Source organism: Vreelandella hamiltonii (assembly GCF_014651795.1).
Lineage (GTDB): Bacteria > Pseudomonadota > Gammaproteobacteria > Pseudomonadales > Halomonadaceae > Vreelandella > Vreelandella hamiltonii.
In genome coordinates, this window is sequence record NZ_BMXO01000025.1 from 1 (window position 1) to 17,420 (window position 17,420).

General features: G+C 59.2%; 16 protein-coding genes. 12 read left to right on the forward strand and 4 right to left on the reverse strand.

Going from position 1 to position 17,420, the window contains the following annotated elements:
• The first annotated feature begins 112 nt into the window (after nucleotides 1-112).
• The 5 genes from IE061_RS17695 to IE061_RS17715 all read left to right on the forward strand — a co-directional run bounded on the left by IE061_RS17695 (nucleotide 113) and on the right by IE061_RS17715 (nucleotide 4,584).
• Complete coding sequence (locus IE061_RS17695) at nucleotides 113-781, forward strand: FadR/GntR family transcriptional regulator (RefSeq protein WP_268992392.1); 669 nt, start codon at nucleotides 113-115, stop codon at nucleotides 779-781.
• Nucleotides 782-813: 32 nt separating this feature from the next.
• A complete protein-coding gene (dgoD, locus tag IE061_RS17700; protein ID WP_193462201.1) occupies nucleotides 814-1,962 on the forward strand; it encodes a galactonate dehydratase in 1,149 nt (382 codons plus the stop codon).
• A 106-nt stretch (nucleotides 1,963-2,068) separates the two neighbouring features.
• Nucleotides 2,069-3,040: a 2-dehydro-3-deoxygalactonokinase gene (locus IE061_RS17705; RefSeq protein ID WP_193462202.1), complete on the forward strand. Its 972-nt coding sequence runs from the start codon at nucleotides 2,069-2,071 to the stop codon at nucleotides 3,038-3,040.
• A gap of 42 nt (nucleotides 3,041-3,082) precedes the next feature.
• A complete protein-coding gene (locus IE061_RS17710; protein WP_193462203.1) occupies nucleotides 3,083-3,688 on the forward strand; it encodes a 2-dehydro-3-deoxy-6-phosphogalactonate aldolase in 606 nt (201 codons plus the stop codon).
• Nucleotides 3,688-4,584: an SMP-30/gluconolactonase/LRE family protein gene (locus tag IE061_RS17715; RefSeq protein ID WP_193462204.1), complete on the forward strand. Its 897-nt coding sequence runs from the start codon at nucleotides 3,688-3,690 to the stop codon at nucleotides 4,582-4,584. The genes IE061_RS17710 and IE061_RS17715 overlap by 1 nt, the downstream gene beginning before the upstream one ends.
• A 76-nt stretch (nucleotides 4,585-4,660) precedes the next feature.
• Here the strand turns inward: IE061_RS17715 and IE061_RS17720 are convergent, their stop codons facing one another.
• The 4 genes from IE061_RS17720 to zwf form a co-directional block, all read right to left on the reverse strand.
• Nucleotides 4,661-6,256 carry a solute:sodium symporter family transporter gene (locus IE061_RS17720; protein ID WP_193462205.1) on the reverse strand — a complete coding sequence of 532 codons (1,596 nt, stop codon included), beginning with the start codon at nucleotides 6,254-6,256 and terminating at the stop codon, nucleotides 4,661-4,663.
• Nucleotides 6,257-6,506: 250 nt separating this feature from the next.
• Nucleotides 6,507-7,169: a bifunctional 4-hydroxy-2-oxoglutarate aldolase/2-dehydro-3-deoxy-phosphogluconate aldolase gene (locus IE061_RS17725; protein WP_039179577.1), complete on the reverse strand. Its 663-nt coding sequence runs from the start codon at nucleotides 7,167-7,169 to the stop codon at nucleotides 6,507-6,509.
• A 42-nt stretch (nucleotides 7,170-7,211) separates the two neighbouring features.
• Entirely contained in the window at nucleotides 7,212-7,877 is a 666-nt protein-coding gene (gene pgl, locus IE061_RS17730; RefSeq protein WP_096922765.1) for a 6-phosphogluconolactonase, read from the reverse strand.
• Between the two features lies 1 nt (nucleotide 7,878).
• Complete coding sequence (gene zwf, locus IE061_RS17735) at nucleotides 7,879-9,372, reverse strand: glucose-6-phosphate dehydrogenase (RefSeq protein ID WP_096922764.1); 1,494 nt, start codon at nucleotides 9,370-9,372, stop codon at nucleotides 7,879-7,881.
• A gap of 300 nt (nucleotides 9,373-9,672) precedes the next feature.
• Between zwf and malE the strand changes: the two genes are divergently transcribed.
• The 7 genes from malE to trkA all read left to right on the forward strand — a co-directional run.
• Nucleotides 9,673-10,860 carry a maltose/maltodextrin ABC transporter substrate-binding protein MalE gene (gene malE / locus IE061_RS17740; RefSeq protein WP_227406629.1) on the forward strand — a complete coding sequence of 396 codons (1,188 nt, stop codon included), beginning with the start codon at nucleotides 9,673-9,675 and terminating at the stop codon, nucleotides 10,858-10,860.
• Nucleotides 10,861-10,920: 60 nt separating this feature from the next.
• On the forward strand, nucleotides 10,921-12,477 hold the full coding sequence (gene malF, locus IE061_RS17745) for a maltose ABC transporter permease MalF (RefSeq protein ID WP_193462206.1): 1,557 nt from the start codon (nucleotides 10,921-10,923) through the stop codon (nucleotides 12,475-12,477).
• Nucleotides 12,478-12,487: 10 nt separating this feature from the next.
• The gene (malG, locus tag IE061_RS17750; RefSeq protein ID WP_096922761.1) at nucleotides 12,488-13,378 is read left to right on the forward strand and encodes a maltose ABC transporter permease MalG; all 891 of its coding nucleotides are present in this window, start codon (nucleotides 12,488-12,490) and stop codon (nucleotides 13,376-13,378) included.
• A gap of 152 nt (nucleotides 13,379-13,530) precedes the next feature.
• Nucleotides 13,531-15,021, forward strand: a complete 1,491-nt coding sequence (locus IE061_RS17755; RefSeq protein ID WP_096922760.1) for a TrkH family potassium uptake protein — start codon at nucleotides 13,531-13,533, stop codon at nucleotides 15,019-15,021.
• A gap of 2 nt (nucleotides 15,022-15,023) precedes the next feature.
• On the forward strand, nucleotides 15,024-16,121 hold the full coding sequence (locus tag IE061_RS17760; RefSeq protein WP_227406630.1) for a sensor histidine kinase: 1,098 nt from the start codon (nucleotides 15,024-15,026) through the stop codon (nucleotides 16,119-16,121).
• Nucleotides 16,111-16,836: a response regulator gene (locus IE061_RS17765; RefSeq protein ID WP_096922759.1), complete on the forward strand. Its 726-nt coding sequence runs from the start codon at nucleotides 16,111-16,113 to the stop codon at nucleotides 16,834-16,836. Before IE061_RS17760 ends, IE061_RS17765 begins: the two co-directional genes overlap by 11 nt.
• Nucleotides 16,833-17,420: Trk system potassium transporter TrkA (gene trkA / locus IE061_RS17770; RefSeq protein WP_193460976.1), on the forward strand; the 588-nt coding region annotated here is incomplete at its 3' end. The genes IE061_RS17765 and trkA, both read left to right, overlap by 4 nt.

Consider the following 17,420-nt stretch of genomic DNA (forward strand, 5'->3'; position numbering starts at 1 on the left):
CTCCCATTGGTCATCACGTAGCATTAGCCGAGGCATAGATCACCGAAAAATGCTGATATTCTAAATCAGCCCGATCTCCATCAGCAATTGTTAACGCACCCTAGCCAGAGCGTTGCTGGCGGGAACATGGCAACCAGGCGAGCTGTTCCCCAAAGAGATGGATATCAGCAACCACTTTGGCGTCAGCCGCAATCAAGTACGCAACGCCTTAGCCAGCTTGACGGCTGCCGGGCTTTTAGAGCGCACAGCAGGTAGAGGAACGCAAATCAGACAAATGAGCGATTGGCACTTACTTGACCCGCTGATGAGCGAATGGATGACTGGGCTTACCAACCTAGATCCCGAGCTGATCCGCGCCATTTACGCCTTTCGTTTTTCGGCAGAGCCGATCGTGGCCAGTTTAGCGGCCCAAGCCGCTAATGAAGAAGACCTCGATCGTTTGCGAGCCGCTTTTGAAGGCATGAAGCGAACGGCAACGGACCCCGCGGGTCGTCATCAGCACGCGGAATACGACGTGATGTTCCACGATGCCACTTACAGCGCTAGCCACAACCTTGTATGGCGGCAAATGGGGCACTTATTACGTCCCTCAATCATGGCGTTGGTGCACGGCTCCCAACACCAAACCAGCACGCTTGATGACAGCTTAGCGAGGCACCAGGCCGTTTTAGAGGGCATCGTCCATCGCGACCCGGAAGCCGCAGCGGCGGCTGCCAAAGAAGTCCTGCGCCGTACGGCAGTCGATTTGGGCATTGTCCACGAGCCCTCCTTCACTCATTAATCACTTATCTCGCTAGCAAAGGTAGAAGATCAATGAAAATCACTCGTTTAAAAACCTGGCAAGTGCCGCCCCGCTGGCTTTTCCTCAAAATCGAAACCGATGAAGGGTGCTACGGCTGGGGCGAACCGGTCATTGAAGGGCGTGCCGCCACGGTAGAAGCCGCCGTGCACGAGCTGGCCGACTACTTGATTGGTCAAGACCCTCACCGGATCGAGCACCTATGGAACACCATGTATCGCGCGGGGTTCTACCGAGGCGGCCCGATTCTGATGAGCGCCATTGCAGGGATCGACCAAGCGCTATGGGATTTAAAAGGGCGCGATCTGGGAGTGCCCGTCCATCAACTCTTGGGCGGGGCCGTTCGCGATAAGATGCGGATGTATGCCTGGACTGGCGGCGACCGCCCAAGCGATGTGGGCGCGGGTGCTAGAGCCCTGGTAGAGAAAGGGTTCACCGCTTTCAAAATGAACGGCACGCCCGAGTTGCAGATCGTCGACTCCCATCGCAAAGTGGATGAGGCGGTCGCCCGAGTAGCAGAAGCGCGGGACGCGGTAGGGCCTGACGTGGGTATCGGCATCGACTTTCATGGCCGCGTACATCGGCCAATGGCGAAAGCGCTGCTACGCGAACTGGAGCCGTTTCATCCCATGTTTGTCGAAGAGCCAGTGGCTCCCGAACACCTGCCCTGCTTAAAAAATATCGCTGGAGGCCTTGGCTACCCTTTAGCTACCGGCGAGCGCTTGCACACCCGCTTTCAGTTCCGCGACCTGCTGGCGGATGGCATGATTGATATTGTGCAGCCGGATATTTCCCACTGCGGCGGTATTAGCGAAGGGCTAAAAATTGCTGCGCTCGCCTCTTCCTACGACGTTGCTCTAGCGCCCCACTGCCCGCTGGGCCCTCTTACCCTGGCCGCCTCTCTGCAGTTGGATGCGGTGAGCCATAACGCCTTTATCCAAGAACAAAGCATGGGGATCCACTACAACCAGGGTAACGATGTGCTGGACTACCTAGTGGATAAAACGGCGTTAGCCATTGAAGACGGCTTTTGTGCCATCCCTCGAGGCCCAGGGTTAGGCGTGGAAATCGATGAAGCCTTTGTCGAAGAGCGGGCCAAAACCGGGCACCGCTGGCGCAACCCCGTGTGGACCCATGAAGATGGCTCAATCGCCGAGTGGTAACCTTGATCTAGCCAATGGAGAGCGGCATGACAGATCCAATCAGTAAAGTGGAGTTTAATAATTTAGCTGGTCAAAGCGTATTTATCACCGCGGATGGAGAGCGCACATGAAGAGCGCCCTTGAACAACACCTAGCATGGGTTGCCGCAGACTGGGGTTCCAGTAATCTTCGCGTCTGGGGACTGGACCAGCACGATCAAGTCATTGCCCAAGCCAGTAGCAATAAGGGAATGCTCGCGTTAACCCCAGTTCAGTATGAAGCTGAGTTACTGCGCTTGATCGCCGACTGGCTGCCCGCGAACCGCCAGGTGGACGTGGTGGTGTGCGGTATGGCAGGGGCACGCCAAGGCTGGTTGGAAGCCGCCTACCTACCAGTGCCCACGCCCCTTCATCAACTAGGCATGGGAGCAGTGACGCCTCAACTGGCTAACCAGCAGCTGCGAGTTTATTTACTCCCTGGTTTGAGCCAAGCCCGCGCTAACGCTACCCATTTCGATGTCATGCGCGGCGAAGAGACCCAACTGGCGGGCTTGCTGGCTGATCACCCCCACTTTTCAGGTCTCGCCTGTCTGCCGGGCACTCACTCTAAATGGGCCCAGCTGGAAGCGGGAACGGTGGGTAGCTTTAGTACCTATTTAACAGGGGAGCTTTACCATTTGCTGGCGCGTCAATCGGTGTTACGGCACTCCATCGGCAGCGACGACCTGGATGACGAGATGGGCCGTGACATCTTCCTGGCAGCGGTGCGTGAAAGCTATGAGGCTCCAGACGCCTTTAGCAGCCGCCTGTTTGGCCTACGCGCACAGGACTTGCTGGACACCAAACTGCCCACCGATGCCCCACGACACAACCTCCTAGCGGCGAGGCTTTCGGGCTTGGTGATTGGATTAGAACTATCCGGTGCATCCCGCCAGTACGCGTCAAATGAGCCCATTGCGCTGATTGGCAATCAAGCCCTTTGCCAGCGCTACACCTTGGCATTAAACACCATCGGCCGCCCTACTCAGCATCTGGACGGCAACACCGCCGTACTGGCAGGCCTAAGCCTCGCCCACCATGCGCTCAAGGAAACGGCTTAACGCTGCCCTTGCTTGCCGAACCGATATATGGAGAAATCGCCTATGTCACTGCCCTTAATCGGTATTCTACGTGGGGTCACCCCCACCGACGTTGTTGAGATTGCAGGCGCGGTGCTTGCCGCTGGGATTACTCAAATTGAAGTGCCGCTGAACTCCCCCGAACCGTTAGACAGCATCCGTCTCCTAGTGGATGCCTTTGGCGAACGCGCCGTGATTGGTGCTGGAACGGTCTTAACCACCGCGCAAGTGCGGGATGTTCACGCCGCTGGGGGCCGTTTGATCGTATCACCCAACTGCCGCCCGGCTGTCATCGAAGAAACTTATCGGCTTGGCATGGCCAGTTGGCCGGGCATAGTCACCCCCTCTGAAGCGTTCGATGCATTGGACGCCGGCGCTACCGGCTTAAAACTATTTCCAGCGGCCCAAGTGGGTCTAGAAGGCATGACGGCAGTCCGCGCGGTACTGCCCAAAGGGACGCTGCTATATGCCGTGGGCGGCGTAGGAGTAGAGAACTTTGCCGAGTGGCGCACTGCTGGCGTGGACGGAGCGGGCCTTGGCAGCGCGCTGTATAAACCCGGCCAAAGCGCCGCTCAAGTTGGACAACAGGCACAGGCGCTGGTCGACGCTTGGCAGGCAGCGAGGCAATAATGAGCCCAAACGAGCATACCTCAACCTGGCAAGCGGAGTTGGCCCTTGATTGCCGTTGCACGCTAGGCGAAGGCCCACAGTGGGACGCAGCGAACGAGCGGCTCTATTGGTGCGACATTCTTGAGCAGCGGCTACACTGGCTAGCCCCTGCCAGCCAGAGTAGCGGTCAATATGCGCTCGATCACAAAATCTCGTTGGCTACTCCGCTCGACACCGGCGGCCTGCTGCTGGTGGGTGAAGACCGCTTGAGCCTCTTCGGCCCGGACGTTGGAACCGTCAAGCGATGGGGAAATTTTGAAACCGATAACCCGCTTACTCGCAGCAATGACGCCCGCGTGGACCGCCACGGCAGTCTGTGGCTTTCCAGCATGGGTAAGGCTGCCGAACCGGGGGCCGGAGCACTGTATCGCTTGCATCGAGGCGAACTCACATGCTTACGCACCGGGCTAACCATTCCCAATGCCCTCTGTTTCTCGGCAGACGGCCACTCGGCTTGGTTTACCGATACGGCAACAAGTGTCGTGATGCGCTGGACGCTAGACAGGGAAGGCTGGCCCCAAGGCGACCCAGAGCCTTGGGCAGACTTCTCCTCTACCGCTGGCAATCCCGATGGCGCAGTCGTCGATAGCGAAGGCTGCCTATGGCTAGCCCTGTGGGGGGCAGGACAGGTCGTGCGCTTAAACCCTGATGGCGACATCATTGGTCGCGTTGAGTTACCAGTGAGCCAACCTTCTTGCCCAGCATTTGCTGGCCCCGGCCTTACGAAGCTCTATATCACCACAGCACAAGAAGGATTTAGCGCTGCGCAGTTAGCTCAGGAGCCGACCGCAGGCTCGCTTTACGTGGTAGAAACCGGTATTGCAGGCCTAGCAGAATTACCTCTGCGACTGACCTGACCAGCCAATAACCTTAAAGCACAAGGCCTCGATAACCATAGCGTGGCCTTGTTCACTACGTTATGAATGCCAGGCCTTAAGCCGCAAAGCTGATGTACATCACGATGACCAGCACCACCAATACGATTCCGGCAGGCACGGCGCCTTTCCAAGGCGTCAAATCCACATCACCGCTGTGCTCTTGAACCCAGTCGGTCTCGCGGGGACGCATTTTACCAATCACCAGCATCACCGCTACCAGCAGCACGAACACCAGCGCGACGAAGTGGAATTCGTGCATCACCTGCGGCAATAGCGTGAACGGCGGCACGAAGTAGCCTGCGGCAATCAGCAAACAGCCACCGATCAGCGCCACCTTGGCGGCCATCGGCGGTACTCGCTTGGTCAGCAACCCCACCAGCACGACCGCCAGAATGGGGATGAAGTAGATCGCGTTCATCTTCTGTAAATAGCCGAACAGGCTCTCCTGGCCCGCCAACAGCGGCGCGATGATCATTGTGGTCACAGCCATGATCCAACCAAACACCTTGCCGGACTTCACCACCTGCGCTTCGGTCGCGTCTTTATTCAGCACACCCTTATAAATACCCATGCTGAAAATCGTCGTGGTGCTATTCAGCGCAGAGTTGAACGACGACAGAATGGCCCCGACCATCACGGCGGCAAAGAAACCGGTGAGGTAAGGGGGCAGCACATTAAATACCAGATGGCCATATGCTTCGTCGGCACGTACGCCCTGATCGGCATACAAGTGATAAGCGATGATACCCGGCAGCACCAGATACAGAGGCCCCAGCAGTTTGAAGAGACCGGTCAGCAGTACGCCCTTCTGCCCTTCGGCCAGGTTCTTCGCGGCAAAAGTGCGCTGGATGATCTGCTGGTTGGTGCTCCAATAGAAGAGATTAATCAGGAAGACGCCGGTAAACAGGGTGAAGAACGGCACCTGCTGTTCAGGGCCACCAATCGAATTCAGCTTATCTGGATCGCTCTCTTTGAGAATATTCCAACCTTCCATCACGCCGCTGCCGTCACTGACCGCCTGCAGGCCGAAATAGACGATGACGAAACCGCCAATCAAAAGCCCCACGCCATTCAGCGTATCGGATACAGCAACCGTGCGCAGCCCGCCAAACAGGGCATAGATGGCCCCAATGATGCCAACGATCCATACCGTCAGCCACAGCAGCGTATTGGTCGACTCAATGCCCATCAGCCCTTGAAGATCGAGCATTCCCTGCAAACCAATGGCGCCCGAGTAGAGAATGATCGGCAGCAGAATGACCGCGTAGGCAAGGAGAAAAATGACGTTGGTGATCAGCTGCGTTGTTTTATCGAAACGAATTTCGAGTAGCTGAGGCAGCGTGGCAATACCACTTTTCAAAAAGCGCGGAAGGAAAAATAACGCCAGAGCGACCAGAGCAATCACTGCCACGACTTCCCAAGCCATGACGCTTAACCCATCAGCAAACGCCGCACCGTTGAGGCCTACCATCTGCTCCGTAGAGAGGTTGGTCATTAACAGTGAGCCTGCGATTAGCGGAAAGGTAAGCGTGCGCCCTGCTAGAAAATAGCCGCTAGTGCTGGAGTGATCGTCGCGCCGAGTGATGCGCCACGTAATGAAGGCGACAAGCCCTGTGAAAAACAGGAACGACGCCAGGGTCAACATATGCATGCTCGCTTTCCTCTTTATATAAAAAACGCGCCATATATCGAGACGCGCACTAAATGTCTGACATATCGAAGCCTCATCTTAGTTGACGCGAATATATCGACGTTATCCGTCTTTAGTCCTAATTAAGTCCAACAAAAAAGCCCGAGCATGGCAACATGCTCGGGCAAACGTCCTGCTCACATGACCCGACATCAGTGAAGCAAGTGACGAGAGTGCTCGGTACGGTATTACGGTGTTAGCTGGCTACCCATCAGTGATGGAAGCGCTCGGCGGCCTGGCGGGCCAGTTCGCGGATGCCGTCCCAATCTTCGGCGTCGACCATGGCTTTCGGGGTCAGCCAGGAGCCGCCGACGCACATCACGTTGGGCAGCGAGAGGTAGGATTCGGCATTGTCCACGGTGATGCCGCCCGTGGGGCAGAAACGCGCTTCTGGGATCGGCGCGCCGAACGCCTTGATTGCCTTGGCACCGCCGCTGGACTCCGCGGGGAAGAACTTGAAGCGGCGGTAGCCGTACTGCCAGCCGGTCATCAGCTCGGAAATGGTAGAAACGCCCGGCAGCATGGGCACCGGGCTCTCGACGCCGTAGCGGTACAGCGCCTCGGTGGCCCCCGGCGTCACCACGAAATCGGCGCCGACCTGTTCGGCCTGGCGGTACTGTGCAGGCGTGAGCACCGTGCCGACACCAATGCTGGCCCCCGGCAGGGCTTCTTTCATGCGCTTGATGGCTTCCAGCGCGCAGTCGGTACGCAGCGTCACTTCCAGAACGCTCAGGCCGCCCTCTACCAGCGCACGGCCCAGCGGCACGGCATCCTCGATGCGTTCGATGGTAATGACCGGAATGACTTCGGCCTTCAGGCAAATACTGTCCAGCTCGGCGGTGCGCGTTGAGGGTAACTGTTTATCGATGGTCATCAGTGAATCTCCAAGCAAATTGTTATTGGCGAAGGCCTGCCGTCAGGGCGCCCAGTAGATCGCCAGCGGGCAAGATAAAAAGGCGCGAATCGGCAGTGTCCGAACGTCGTCACCACTCATGGCGTTGGCCAATACGGCACGTTTGTCATCGCCGGTAATATGCAGAATGTGGCGTTTTGCCTGATGCAGACGGTCCGCCGAGAAAGTAATACGCGGCTGCGGCTGGCTGGGGGTGCGCACGGCAACCAGCGGCTCGTCGGTGGAGAGCGCCAGCCCCAGCTCCTGGCTATCCGGGAACAGCGAGGCCGTGTGGCCGTCTCCGCCCATGCCCAGAATCACCACGCTGGCGGGCCAGGCAAGGCCTGCCGTGGCCTCAGCCACGGCAGCCACGCCCTCTTCCGGCGTGCCGTGCGCCGAGGTCAACGGTACGAACGTAGCCGCTGCTGCCGGGCCTTGCAGCAGGTTGTCGCGCACCAGTTTGGCATTGCTGTCGCTGCTCTGCTCATCCACCCAGCGTTCATCGGCCAGGGTGATGTCCACCCGCGCCCAGGCCAGCGGCTTTTGCGCCAGCGCTTTAAAAAACGGCACCGGCGTCGAACCGCCCGATACCACCAGCAGGGCACGCTCCTGGTGCGCAAGGTCTGCCGCCAGGGCTTGATAAACGGCTTCAGCCAGCTGCTCGGCCAGCGCTTGTCGTGTAGTGCTCATTTCAATAATCCTCGTACCAGCTGCGGCCATCCTGGGTAATCATGGCAATCGAGGCCACCGGCCCCCAGGAGCCTGCGGGGTAGCGGCGCGGCGGAGTTTCGCGTGATTTCCAGCCATTGATCAGCTGGTCGCACCAGCGCCAGGCGTGCTCCACTTCGTCACGCCGCACGAACAGGTACTGCTGGCCTTTCATGACTTCCAGCAGCAGACGCTCGTAGGCATCCGGAATACGCGATTTCGGGAAGGCGCTATTGAAATCCAGGTGCAGCGGGCCGGGACGCAAGCGCATGCCCTTGTCCAGGCCGCTATCCTTGGTGAGCACCTGAAGGGCGATGCCCTCTTCCGGCTGCAGGCGAATGATCAGCTTGTTGGAAGCGATGCCACGCTGGTCCGGGTCGAAGATGTAATGCGGCTGCTGACGGAAGTGAATGACGATCTGCGACAGCTTTTCCGGCATACGCTTGCCGGTACGCAGGTAGAACGGCACGCCCGCCCAGCGCCAGTTGGACACTTCGGTCTTCATGGCCACGAAGGTTTCGGTCTGGCTCTGGGTGTTGGCGCCCTCTTCTTCCAGGTAGCCCGGCACGGCCTGGCCATCGCTGGTACCGGCAATGTACTGGCCACGCACCACGTCGCGGCCCAGCGCTTCGCCGGTAAACGGCTTCAGCGCCTTGAGCACTTTTACCTTCTCATCACGGATGGCATCGGCATCCAGATTGGAAGGCGGGTCCATGGCAATCAGGCAGAGCAGTTGCAGCAGGTGATTCTGCACCATATCGCGCAGCTGGCCCGCGTCGTCGAAGTAGCCCCAGCGCCCTTCGATGCCGACCTTTTCGGCCACGGTGATCTCGACGTGAGAGATGTGGTTCTGGTTCCACTGGGTGCCGAAGAGCGGGTTGGCAAAGCGCAGGGCAATCAGGTTCTGAACCGTCTCTTTACCTAGATAGTGGTCGATACGATAGATGCGGGACTCGGGGAACACGGCACCGATGGCGTCGTTGATCTCTTCCGACGACGCCAGGTCATAGCCAATCGGCTTCTCGACGATCACTCGGGTATCGTCATCCAGGCTATTGCTGGCCTGGAGATTGTGGCAGATATCGCCATAGATCCGCGCCGCCACGGAAAGGTAGACCACCATGGGGCGCCGTGCGCCTTCACGCCATTGGCGAAGCGCGTCGTAGCCGTCCACCGTGGTGAAGTCGAGCTTCAGGTACTCCAGCCGTTGCAGGAAGCGCTCCATGCTGGCCTTGTCCTGCTCGTCCTTTTTCAGGCGCTTTTGCAACGCGGCGCTGACCAGCTGACGAAACTCGGCCGTGTCATGCTCCTGACGCGCCAGCCCCATGATCCGCGTGCTTTCAGGCATCAGCCCTTCGCGATCAAGATGATACAGCGCAGGGAACAGCTTGCGCATGGCAAGGTCACCAAGCGCCCCGAACAGCGCGAGATCAATCGCATGATTGGGGTCGCCTAGCGGTGCATGTGACTGGCTCATCTCAGCTCCTGTTTATAATTAGGTGATCCAACTTATGTAGTTAGATTACCTAAAATCTATCTGATAACGGGCATTATACGCAATATTTCGTGTAATTTTACTACAAAAAAATCGCCATGGCTGCTTTTCCTGTCAGGCGGTACCTGTAGTGCTCGGCCCTACGCCCCCGGCATACGCCATCCTCCTCCCCCGCAGGGAGGAGGCGGCGCAACACCAGATTGGCGAGGCTGGCACGACAAGGCACGCGCTGACGGCATCGTGCACGACAATAACAATGGCCTTACACGAGGTATGCACATCATGACAATGAAACGCAGCTTTTTCACGCCGCTATTCGCCACGGCATTGGCAACAGGCCTCGCTACCCCCGCGCTGGCCTTCGAGGAGGACCGCCTGACGATCTGGATGGGCGACAACAAGGGGCAGGAAGGCATTCGCGCGGTGGCCGCGCAGTTTCTGGAAGAGACCGGCATCCGGGTAGAGGTGGTGTTTCCGGACAACCTCACCGACCGCTTTCAGCAGGCGGCGGGGAGCGGTCAGGGGCCGGACATCGTCATCTGGGCCCACGACCGCATGGGGGAATGGGCGCAAAGCGGCCTGCTCCGGCAGGTATCCCCCAGCAGCGCGTTCCGTGAAGGGTTTTTCGATTTCACCTGGGAAGCCGCGCTGTGGAACGGTGATACCTATGGCTACCCGATTTCCGTGGAGTCCCTTGGCCTGATTTATAACAAGGCGTTGGTGGATACCCCGCCCGACAGCTTCGCGGAACTGATCGAACTGGACGCCACCCTGGCCCCTGAGGGTAAAAAGGCCATCCTGTTCGACTACAGCGAGCCCTATTATGGCTGGACCCTGCTGGCCGCCAACGGCGGTTACCCGTTCAAGCAAACCGATAGCGGCTATGATGTCAGCGACATCGGGGTCAACAATGCCGGTGCCCTGCAGGGGGCCGAGCTGCTGGTGGAGCTGATCGATAGCGGCGTGGTGCCCCGGGGCACCGACTACAACCTGATGGATACTCGCTTCAACCGGGGCGAAGTCGCCACCATGATCAGCGGCCCCTGGGCATGGCCCAACCTGGAGCGCAGCGGCATCGATTATGGCGTGGCGCTGCTGCCCCGGGTAGGCGACGAGCGCGCCCGACCGATGTTTGGCGTGATGACCGCGATGATCAATTCCGCCACGCCCAACGACTTCCTGGCGGTGGAATTTTTGGAGAACTACCTGCTGAGTGAAGCGGGCATGCGCACCTTCAACAGCGACGGTTCGCTGGGCGCAGTGGCGCATATCGATTACCAGGCAGCGCTGGCGGACAACCCCAACATTGCCGCCACGCTCGACAACGCCGAAGTGGGCATGCCGATGCCCAACATTCCTGAAATGGGAGCCTTCTGGGCGGCCATGGAGCCCGCGCTGCAGAACATCGGCAGCGGGCGCCAATCGCCCCAGGAAGCGCTGGATGCCGCTGCTCGCCGGATGCGTCAGTAGCCACTCTTTTGCCCTTGCTGCCCGGCGGTGTAAGCGCCGGGCAGCCTTCAGGAAGCCATCATGTATACCACCAATGCGTCTCGTGGCCTGCCCCGCCACCGCTCTCGCCATCTTGCCGAACGCTACACCCGCTGGGCTCTGCGCGGCGTGATAGCGGCCCTGGTCATCGCTCTACTCTGGCTGGTGCTGGCCTTTCATTTGAACGGGCAGTGGATGTTCGCACTGCTGTTTCTGCTTCTCGGCGGCTCGCTGGGCGTGGTCTTCACCAAGCGTTCGCTGATGAGCCACCGGTATATTTTCCCAGCCGTGGCAGGGCTGGGGGTGTTCGTCATTTTTCCACTGATCTACACCTTCGGGATCAGCTTCAGCAACTACAGCTCCACCAACCTGCTCTCGGAAGAGCGGGTGCGCAGCCAGTTGATGAGCCAGACCTATCAGGAAGACGATGACGCTTTCGATCTCACGCTTTATGCCGAAGGCGATCTGGTGCGTTTGCGGCTGGAAAACGAGCGCCAGCGCTGGATGTCGTCACCGCTGAACCTGGCCAATGTGGAGTCTCGCCAGCTAGGCCTGCAGGCGGCCAGTGACGCTCCCATCGCAGACCCGCTGCCCATGCGCGACATCATTCAAGCGCGCAGTGCCCTGCAGGGGCTACGCCTGATCACTCCCGAAGGCACCGAGCTGCGCATGGCCGGTATTCGCCAGTCTGCGCCCATGCTCGACCGCTACGAGGCCCGGGAGGATGGCACGCTATACGATCGCCGAGAAGACCGCGTGCTGACACCGGACCACACCCTCGGCTTTTTCGTCGCCGACGATGGCCAGCGCATCACTCCGGGCTGGCCAGTCAACGTGGGTTTCTCGAACTACACGCAAATCTTCACCGACCCGGACATTCGCGGCCCGTTCATGCAAATTTTCGTATGGACCTTCGTGTTTGCCAGTCTCACCGTGGTGTTTACCCTGGCCGTGGGCTTCGTGCTTGCCTCCCTGTTGCAGTGGGATCAGCTACGCGGCAAAGCGATATACCGCACGCTGCTGATTCTGCCCTACGCCGTCCCGGCGTTCATTTCGATTCTGATTTTCAAGGGCATGTTCAACCAGCACTTCGGTGAAGTGAACATGATTCTGGATACCCTGTTCGGCGTGCGGCCGGAGTGGTTCACCGACCCGTGGCTGGCCCGCAGCATGCTGCTCATCGTCAATACGTGGCTAGGCTACCCCTACATGCTGCTGCTCTGCATGGGGCTGATTCAGGCGCTCCCTCGGGATTTGTACGAAGCCTCGGCGGTGGATGGCGGCGGCCCGATCAGCAACCTGTTCCACATCACCCTGCCGCTGATCATCAAGCCCCTGACGCCGCTGTTGATTGCTGCCTTTGCGTTCAACTTCAACAATTTCGTGCTGATTGCGCTGCTCACGGGTGGCAACCCGGACATTCTGGGGGCCAGCACCCCGGCGGGCACCACGGACCTGCTGGTGAGCTACACCTACCGCATTGCCTTCCAGGATGCCGGACAGAACTTCGGCCTGGCGGCCGCCATTGCCACGCTGATTTTCCTGCTGGTGGCCGGTATGTCGTTGCTCAATTTGCGCCTTTCCAAAGTGAAGGTCTAGGAGGTTACTGATGGCAATGGTTCAACCACGCTCCGTGGGCGTACGCCGCCTGGGAGCACATCTGGCACTGATCTGTTTCGTCTCGCTGATCGTGTTTCCGCTGCTGCTGGTGATCTCGATCTCGTTTCGAGAGGGCAACTTTGCCAGCGGCAGCCTGATCCCCGAGAACGTCTCGTTGGAGCACTGGTCACTGGCGCTGGGTATCCCCTGGGAGCGCGCCGATGGCACCGTCGTGCAGCCGCCCTTCCCGGTGCTGCTGTGGCTGTGGAACTCCATCAAGGTGGCGGTGGTGTCGTCGGTGCTGATCCTGATGCTGGCCACCACCAGCGCCTACGCCTTTGCGCGCATGCGCTTCAAGGGCAAGGAGCCGCTGCTCAAAGGCATGCTGATTTTTCAGATGTTCCCGGCGGTGCTCTCGCTGGTGGCGCTGTATGCGCTGTTCGACCGGCTGGGGCAGTTCGTGGGCTGGCTGGGCATCAACACCCACGGCGCACTGATCGTGGCGTCGCTTGGAGCGGTGGCGCTGCATATCTGGACGATCAAGGGCTACTTCGAATCCATCGACGGCTCGCTGGAAGAGGCCGCCATGGTGGATGGCGCCAGCACCTGGCAGGCGTTTCGCTACATCCTGCTGCCGCTCTCGCTGCCGATCCTGATGGTGGTGTTCATTCTGGCGTTCGTGATGAGCATCATGGAGTACCCCATGGCGTCGGTACTGCTGGTGGACGAGCACAAGCTGACCCTGGCCGTGGGCGCCCAGCAGTACCTGGCCGATCACAACCAGCGCTGGGGTAACTTTGCCGCCGCGGCGGTGCTATCTGGCCTGCCGATTACCGTGGCCTTCCTGATCTGCCAGCGCTGGATCATCGGCGGCCTGACCGCTGGGGGTGTGAAAGGTTGATGCGTACTTGACGCGCTGTTTCCTCGCTTGAGCGGCTTGCTCATCCCCGGCGTCTGAGAAATCTGCGCCGGGATTTTATTTTTTACGGACTTTTTATGCAGGTGCATGATGTTATAGGCCATGCTTAAGCAAAATGAACGATGAGCAAGGCAATGCATACGACAAACGCAAGGTTCTATCGCAGCAATGAGCTTTACCGACACTGGGCACCGGTGTTCAAGATTTTATCGGTACTATGGCTTATCCTCGCACTGTTCATGATGGTGCCTTGGGCGGTGCTGCTCATTGAGCGCGACCCGGACGCCCGGGCGTTCGGCCTCTCTATCATGCTCGTGCTCGCCTGTGTGGCTACCACACTGCTGCTCACTTATCGTGCGTCGTTAGAACTCAAACCGTGGCAGATGTTTATCCTTACGGCGGGCAGTTGGGTAAGCATTAGCGGCTTTGCCAGCCTGCCGCTGATTCTTGGCGCACCGCAGCTAACGTTTACCAATGCCGTCTTTGAATCCGTGTCGGCCATCACCACCACGGGCTCTACTGTGCTGGTGGGCATCGAGAATCTCTCAGACGGCTTGAAACTTTGGCGCGGCTTGATGCAGTGGCTGGGGGGGATCGGCATTATCGTCATGGGCATCGCGATTCTGCCGTTTTTGAAAGTGGGCGGTATGCGTCTGTTTCATACCGAATCTTCGGACTGGTCGGATAAAGTCATGCCCCGCACCGGCGGCATTGCCAAAGCCACGCTGTCGATCTATGTGATGTTGTCGCTAACGGCCATGGTCAGTTACTGGCTAGGCGGTATGCAGCCACTGGATGCCATCGTGCATGGCATGTCTTCGCTCTCCACCGGCGGCTTTGCCAACTCTGATGCCTCGTTTGGCGCCTATGCAGAACAGCCCTGGCTGCTGTGGATGGGCAGCTTCTTCATGCTCTGCGGTGCGCTACCGTTCGTACTGTACATCCGTTTCATCCGCTCTTCGCGCAGCGCCTTATGGCAAGACCAACAGGTGCGTGGGCTGCTCAAACTGCTGTTGGCAGCCATCGTCATCCTGACCGCCTGGCGCGTCTTGCAAGGCGACGACTGGTTTGTCTCCCTGACTCACGTCACCTTCAACGTCATGTCCGTGGTCACCACTACCGGCTATGCGTCGGATGACTATACGCTGTGGGGCACACTGCCGATTGCAGCTTTCTTTTACCTGACGTTCATTGGCGGCTGTAGCGGCTCCACCAGCGGCGGCATGAAGATCTTCCGCTTCCAGATCGCCATGCTGATGCTGCGCAATCAGCTACGCTACCTGATTCATGCCAACGGCATCTTTACCACCCGCTACAACCAGCAGCCGGTCACCAGCGATATTTCGCGCAGCGTCGTGGCCTTCTCGTTCTTTTTCTTTATCACTATTGCCGTATTGGCATTAGGGCTTGCCGCGCTGGGGCTGGACCTGGTGACGGCGCTTTCGGGCGCCGCCACGGCGGTGGCCAACGTCGGCCCTGGCCTGGGCGATACCATTGGCCCGGCAGGCAACTTCGCCACCCTGCCCGATGCGGCCAAGTGGCTTTTATGTGTGGGCATGCTGATGGGCCGCCTGGAGATATTGACGGTCGTGGTGCTGATGACCCCCATGTTCTGGCGGCGCTGACGATGAACAAGATGCCAGCGTTTCGCCTTCCTGATCAGCGCGAGTCAGCCTTGGTGCTCGGTACTAGCGGTGCTGCGCTGCTGGCCGCTTGGTGGTTGCACAGCTGGCTCGCGCTGGCCAATTTATCGCTGATTTTTTTAACGGCCGTGCTTGCCTGCGCCGTTCTGGCCAGTAGCTATGCTGCTTTCATGAGTGCGCTGGTGAACTTTGTAGCGTTTAACGTTGGCTTTACCGAGCCGTACTTTTCATTGGCAGTGTCTGAGCGAGAGCAGCTAGTCACACTGCTGTTCTTTTTGTTAATCGCACTGGTGGTGGGTCGTATCGCGGGCGTTAGCCGCGAGCGTATGCTGGCGCTGAATGCCTCTCGGTTGGCAGAGGAGCAAGAGCGCTTACGCTCGGCCCTGCTCGCCTCGGTGTCTCACGATTTACGCACGCCGCTCGCCTCGATCATTGGTGCCGCAAGCTCGCTGCGCACGCTGGATGCGCAGCTCAGCCAGCAGGACCGCTTTGCATTGCTGGACGGCGTACTCAATGAAAGCGAGCGCCTGAACCGTTACATTCAGAACTTGCTGGACATGACACGACTGGGCCACGGCGAATTGGCGATCGAGCGCGACTGGGTCAGCGTCGATGATCTGGTGGCCTCCGCTCGCCGGCGCTTAGCGGGTGTACTGACGCATATCAACGTGCATCAGGCATGGGATAGCGAGCTGCCACTCCTGAACGTTCACCCTGCCTTGATCGAGCAGGCGCTGGTCAATGTGCTGGAAAACGCGGCACGATTTTCGCCGCCTGACGGAGTGATCACCATCGCTGCATCTACCGATCCTAGCCATACCACGCTCACACTCACGATCACCGATGAAGGGCCCGGCATTCCCGCCGCCATGCGTGAACGAGTATTCGAGATGTTTTTTACCGGCAACGACGGTGACCGTAGCCTGCACGGCACCGGGCTGGGTCTCGCCATTTGCCGTGGCATGCTGGGTGCCCATGGCGGCACGGTGGCAGCGGCGGATGGCCCCAATGGGCACGGCACGCAAATCATCATGACGCTGCCTCTCTCGCCCTCTATTCAGGAGCCGAGCGATGACACCTGAGCCCGCCCGCATACTGATCGTCGACGACGAGCCCGCAATTCGTCAGTTCTTACGCATCAGCCTGGGGTCACAAGGCTTTTGCATCTGCGAAGCCAGTACAGGGGCTGCCGCTCTGCATTCCGTGCGAGAGCGCTTGACGACTGAACCCATCGATCTGATTTTGCTGGATTTGGGGCTGCCCGATATCGACGGCCAGCAGGTCCTCAGAACGCTGCGCCAGCAGGTCGGCATCCCAATCATCATTGTCTCGGTACGCGGTCAGGAAGCAGAGAAGGTGCGCGCTCTGGACAGCGGCGCAAATGATTATGTCACCAAGCCTTTTGGCATTCAGGAACTGCTCGCCCGCATCCGCGCCCTGTTGCGGCAGCATCCTCCGGCCATTGCCCCATCACGTTATCAATGTGGCGCATTAAGCGTCGATATTGCTGCGCATCGAGTGACATTTCACGGAGAAACGATCCATTTGACCCCTAAAGAGTTTGCGGTGCTGCAACAGCTCATCAGCCAGGCTGGCCGTATCGTGACGCAAACCCACCTGCTGCGCACCATCTGGGGGCCAAGCCATCAGCAAGACACCCACTATTTACGTATTGTGATTAGCAAGCTGCGCCAGAAACTGGGCGATGACCCACACACTCCCAGCCTGCTGCAAACCGAGCAGGGGATTGGGTATCGGCTTTGCGTCGAGTTTGACCGCGAGGACATTAGCGAATGAAGATCATCATTCTTGGCGCTGGCCAGGTCGGCGGCACCCTGGCGGAGCACCTTGCCCGCGAGGAAAACGACATTACCGTCGTCGACACCGACGGCGCCAAGCTACGCGAGCTGCACACCAAGCTGGATATCCGCACGGTCACCGGCGCGGGCTCCTACCCCATCGTGCTGCGCCAGGCGGGCTGTGAAGACGCCGACATGCTGATCGCGGTGACCAACACCGACGAGATCAACATGATCGCCTGTCAGGTGGCCCACACGCTGTTTCGCACCCCCACCAAGATCGCGCGGGTTCGCTCCACGGCTTACCTCACCCGCAAGGGCCTGTTTGCCCACGAAGCCATTCCCATCGACGTCTTGATCAGCCCGGAACAGGTGGTGACCGACCACGTGCGCCGTTTGATCGAGCACCCCGGCGCCCTGCAGGTGCTGGAGTTTGCCGGGGGGCTGGTGCAGCTGGTGGCGGTGAAAGCCTTCTACGGCGGCCCGCTGGTGGGCCAGAACCTCGCCTTCCTGGGCAAGCACATGCCCAACGTGGAAACCCGCGTCGCCGCCATCTACCGGCGCAATCGGCCGATCATCCCC

Coding starts and splice junctions, on each gene's coding strand:
- IE061_RS17710 (WP_193462203.1), top strand. CDS start 3,083: ATGTCACTGCCCTTAATCGGTATTCTACGTGGGGTCACCCCCACCGAC.
- IE061_RS17720 (WP_193462205.1), bottom strand. CDS start 6,256: ATGCATATGTTGACCCTGGCGTCGTTCCTGTTTTTCACAGGGCTTGTC.
- zwf (WP_096922764.1), bottom strand. CDS start 9,372: ATGAGCCAGTCACATGCACCGCTAGGCGACCCCAATCATGCGATTGAT.
- IE061_RS17765 (WP_096922759.1), top strand. CDS start 16,111: ATGACACCTGAGCCCGCCCGCATACTGATCGTCGACGACGAGCCCGCA.
- malG (WP_096922761.1), top strand. CDS start 12,488: ATGGCAATGGTTCAACCACGCTCCGTGGGCGTACGCCGCCTGGGAGCA.
- malE (WP_227406629.1), top strand. CDS start 9,673: ATGACAATGAAACGCAGCTTTTTCACGCCGCTATTCGCCACGGCATTG.
- dgoD (WP_193462201.1), top strand. CDS start 814: ATGAAAATCACTCGTTTAAAAACCTGGCAAGTGCCGCCCCGCTGGCTT.
- malF (WP_193462206.1), top strand. CDS start 10,921: ATGTATACCACCAATGCGTCTCGTGGCCTGCCCCGCCACCGCTCTCGC.
- IE061_RS17725 (WP_039179577.1), bottom strand. CDS start 7,169: ATGACCATCGATAAACAGTTACCCTCAACGCGCACCGCCGAGCTGGAC.
- IE061_RS17760 (WP_227406630.1), top strand. CDS start 15,024: ATGAACAAGATGCCAGCGTTTCGCCTTCCTGATCAGCGCGAGTCAGCC.
- IE061_RS17705 (WP_193462202.1), top strand. CDS start 2,069: ATGAAGAGCGCCCTTGAACAACACCTAGCATGGGTTGCCGCAGACTGG.
- pgl (WP_096922765.1), bottom strand. CDS start 7,877: ATGAGCACTACACGACAAGCGCTGGCCGAGCAGCTGGCTGAAGCCGTT.
- IE061_RS17715 (WP_193462204.1), top strand. CDS start 3,688: ATGAGCCCAAACGAGCATACCTCAACCTGGCAAGCGGAGTTGGCCCTT.
- IE061_RS17755 (WP_096922760.1), top strand. CDS start 13,531: ATGCATACGACAAACGCAAGGTTCTATCGCAGCAATGAGCTTTACCGA.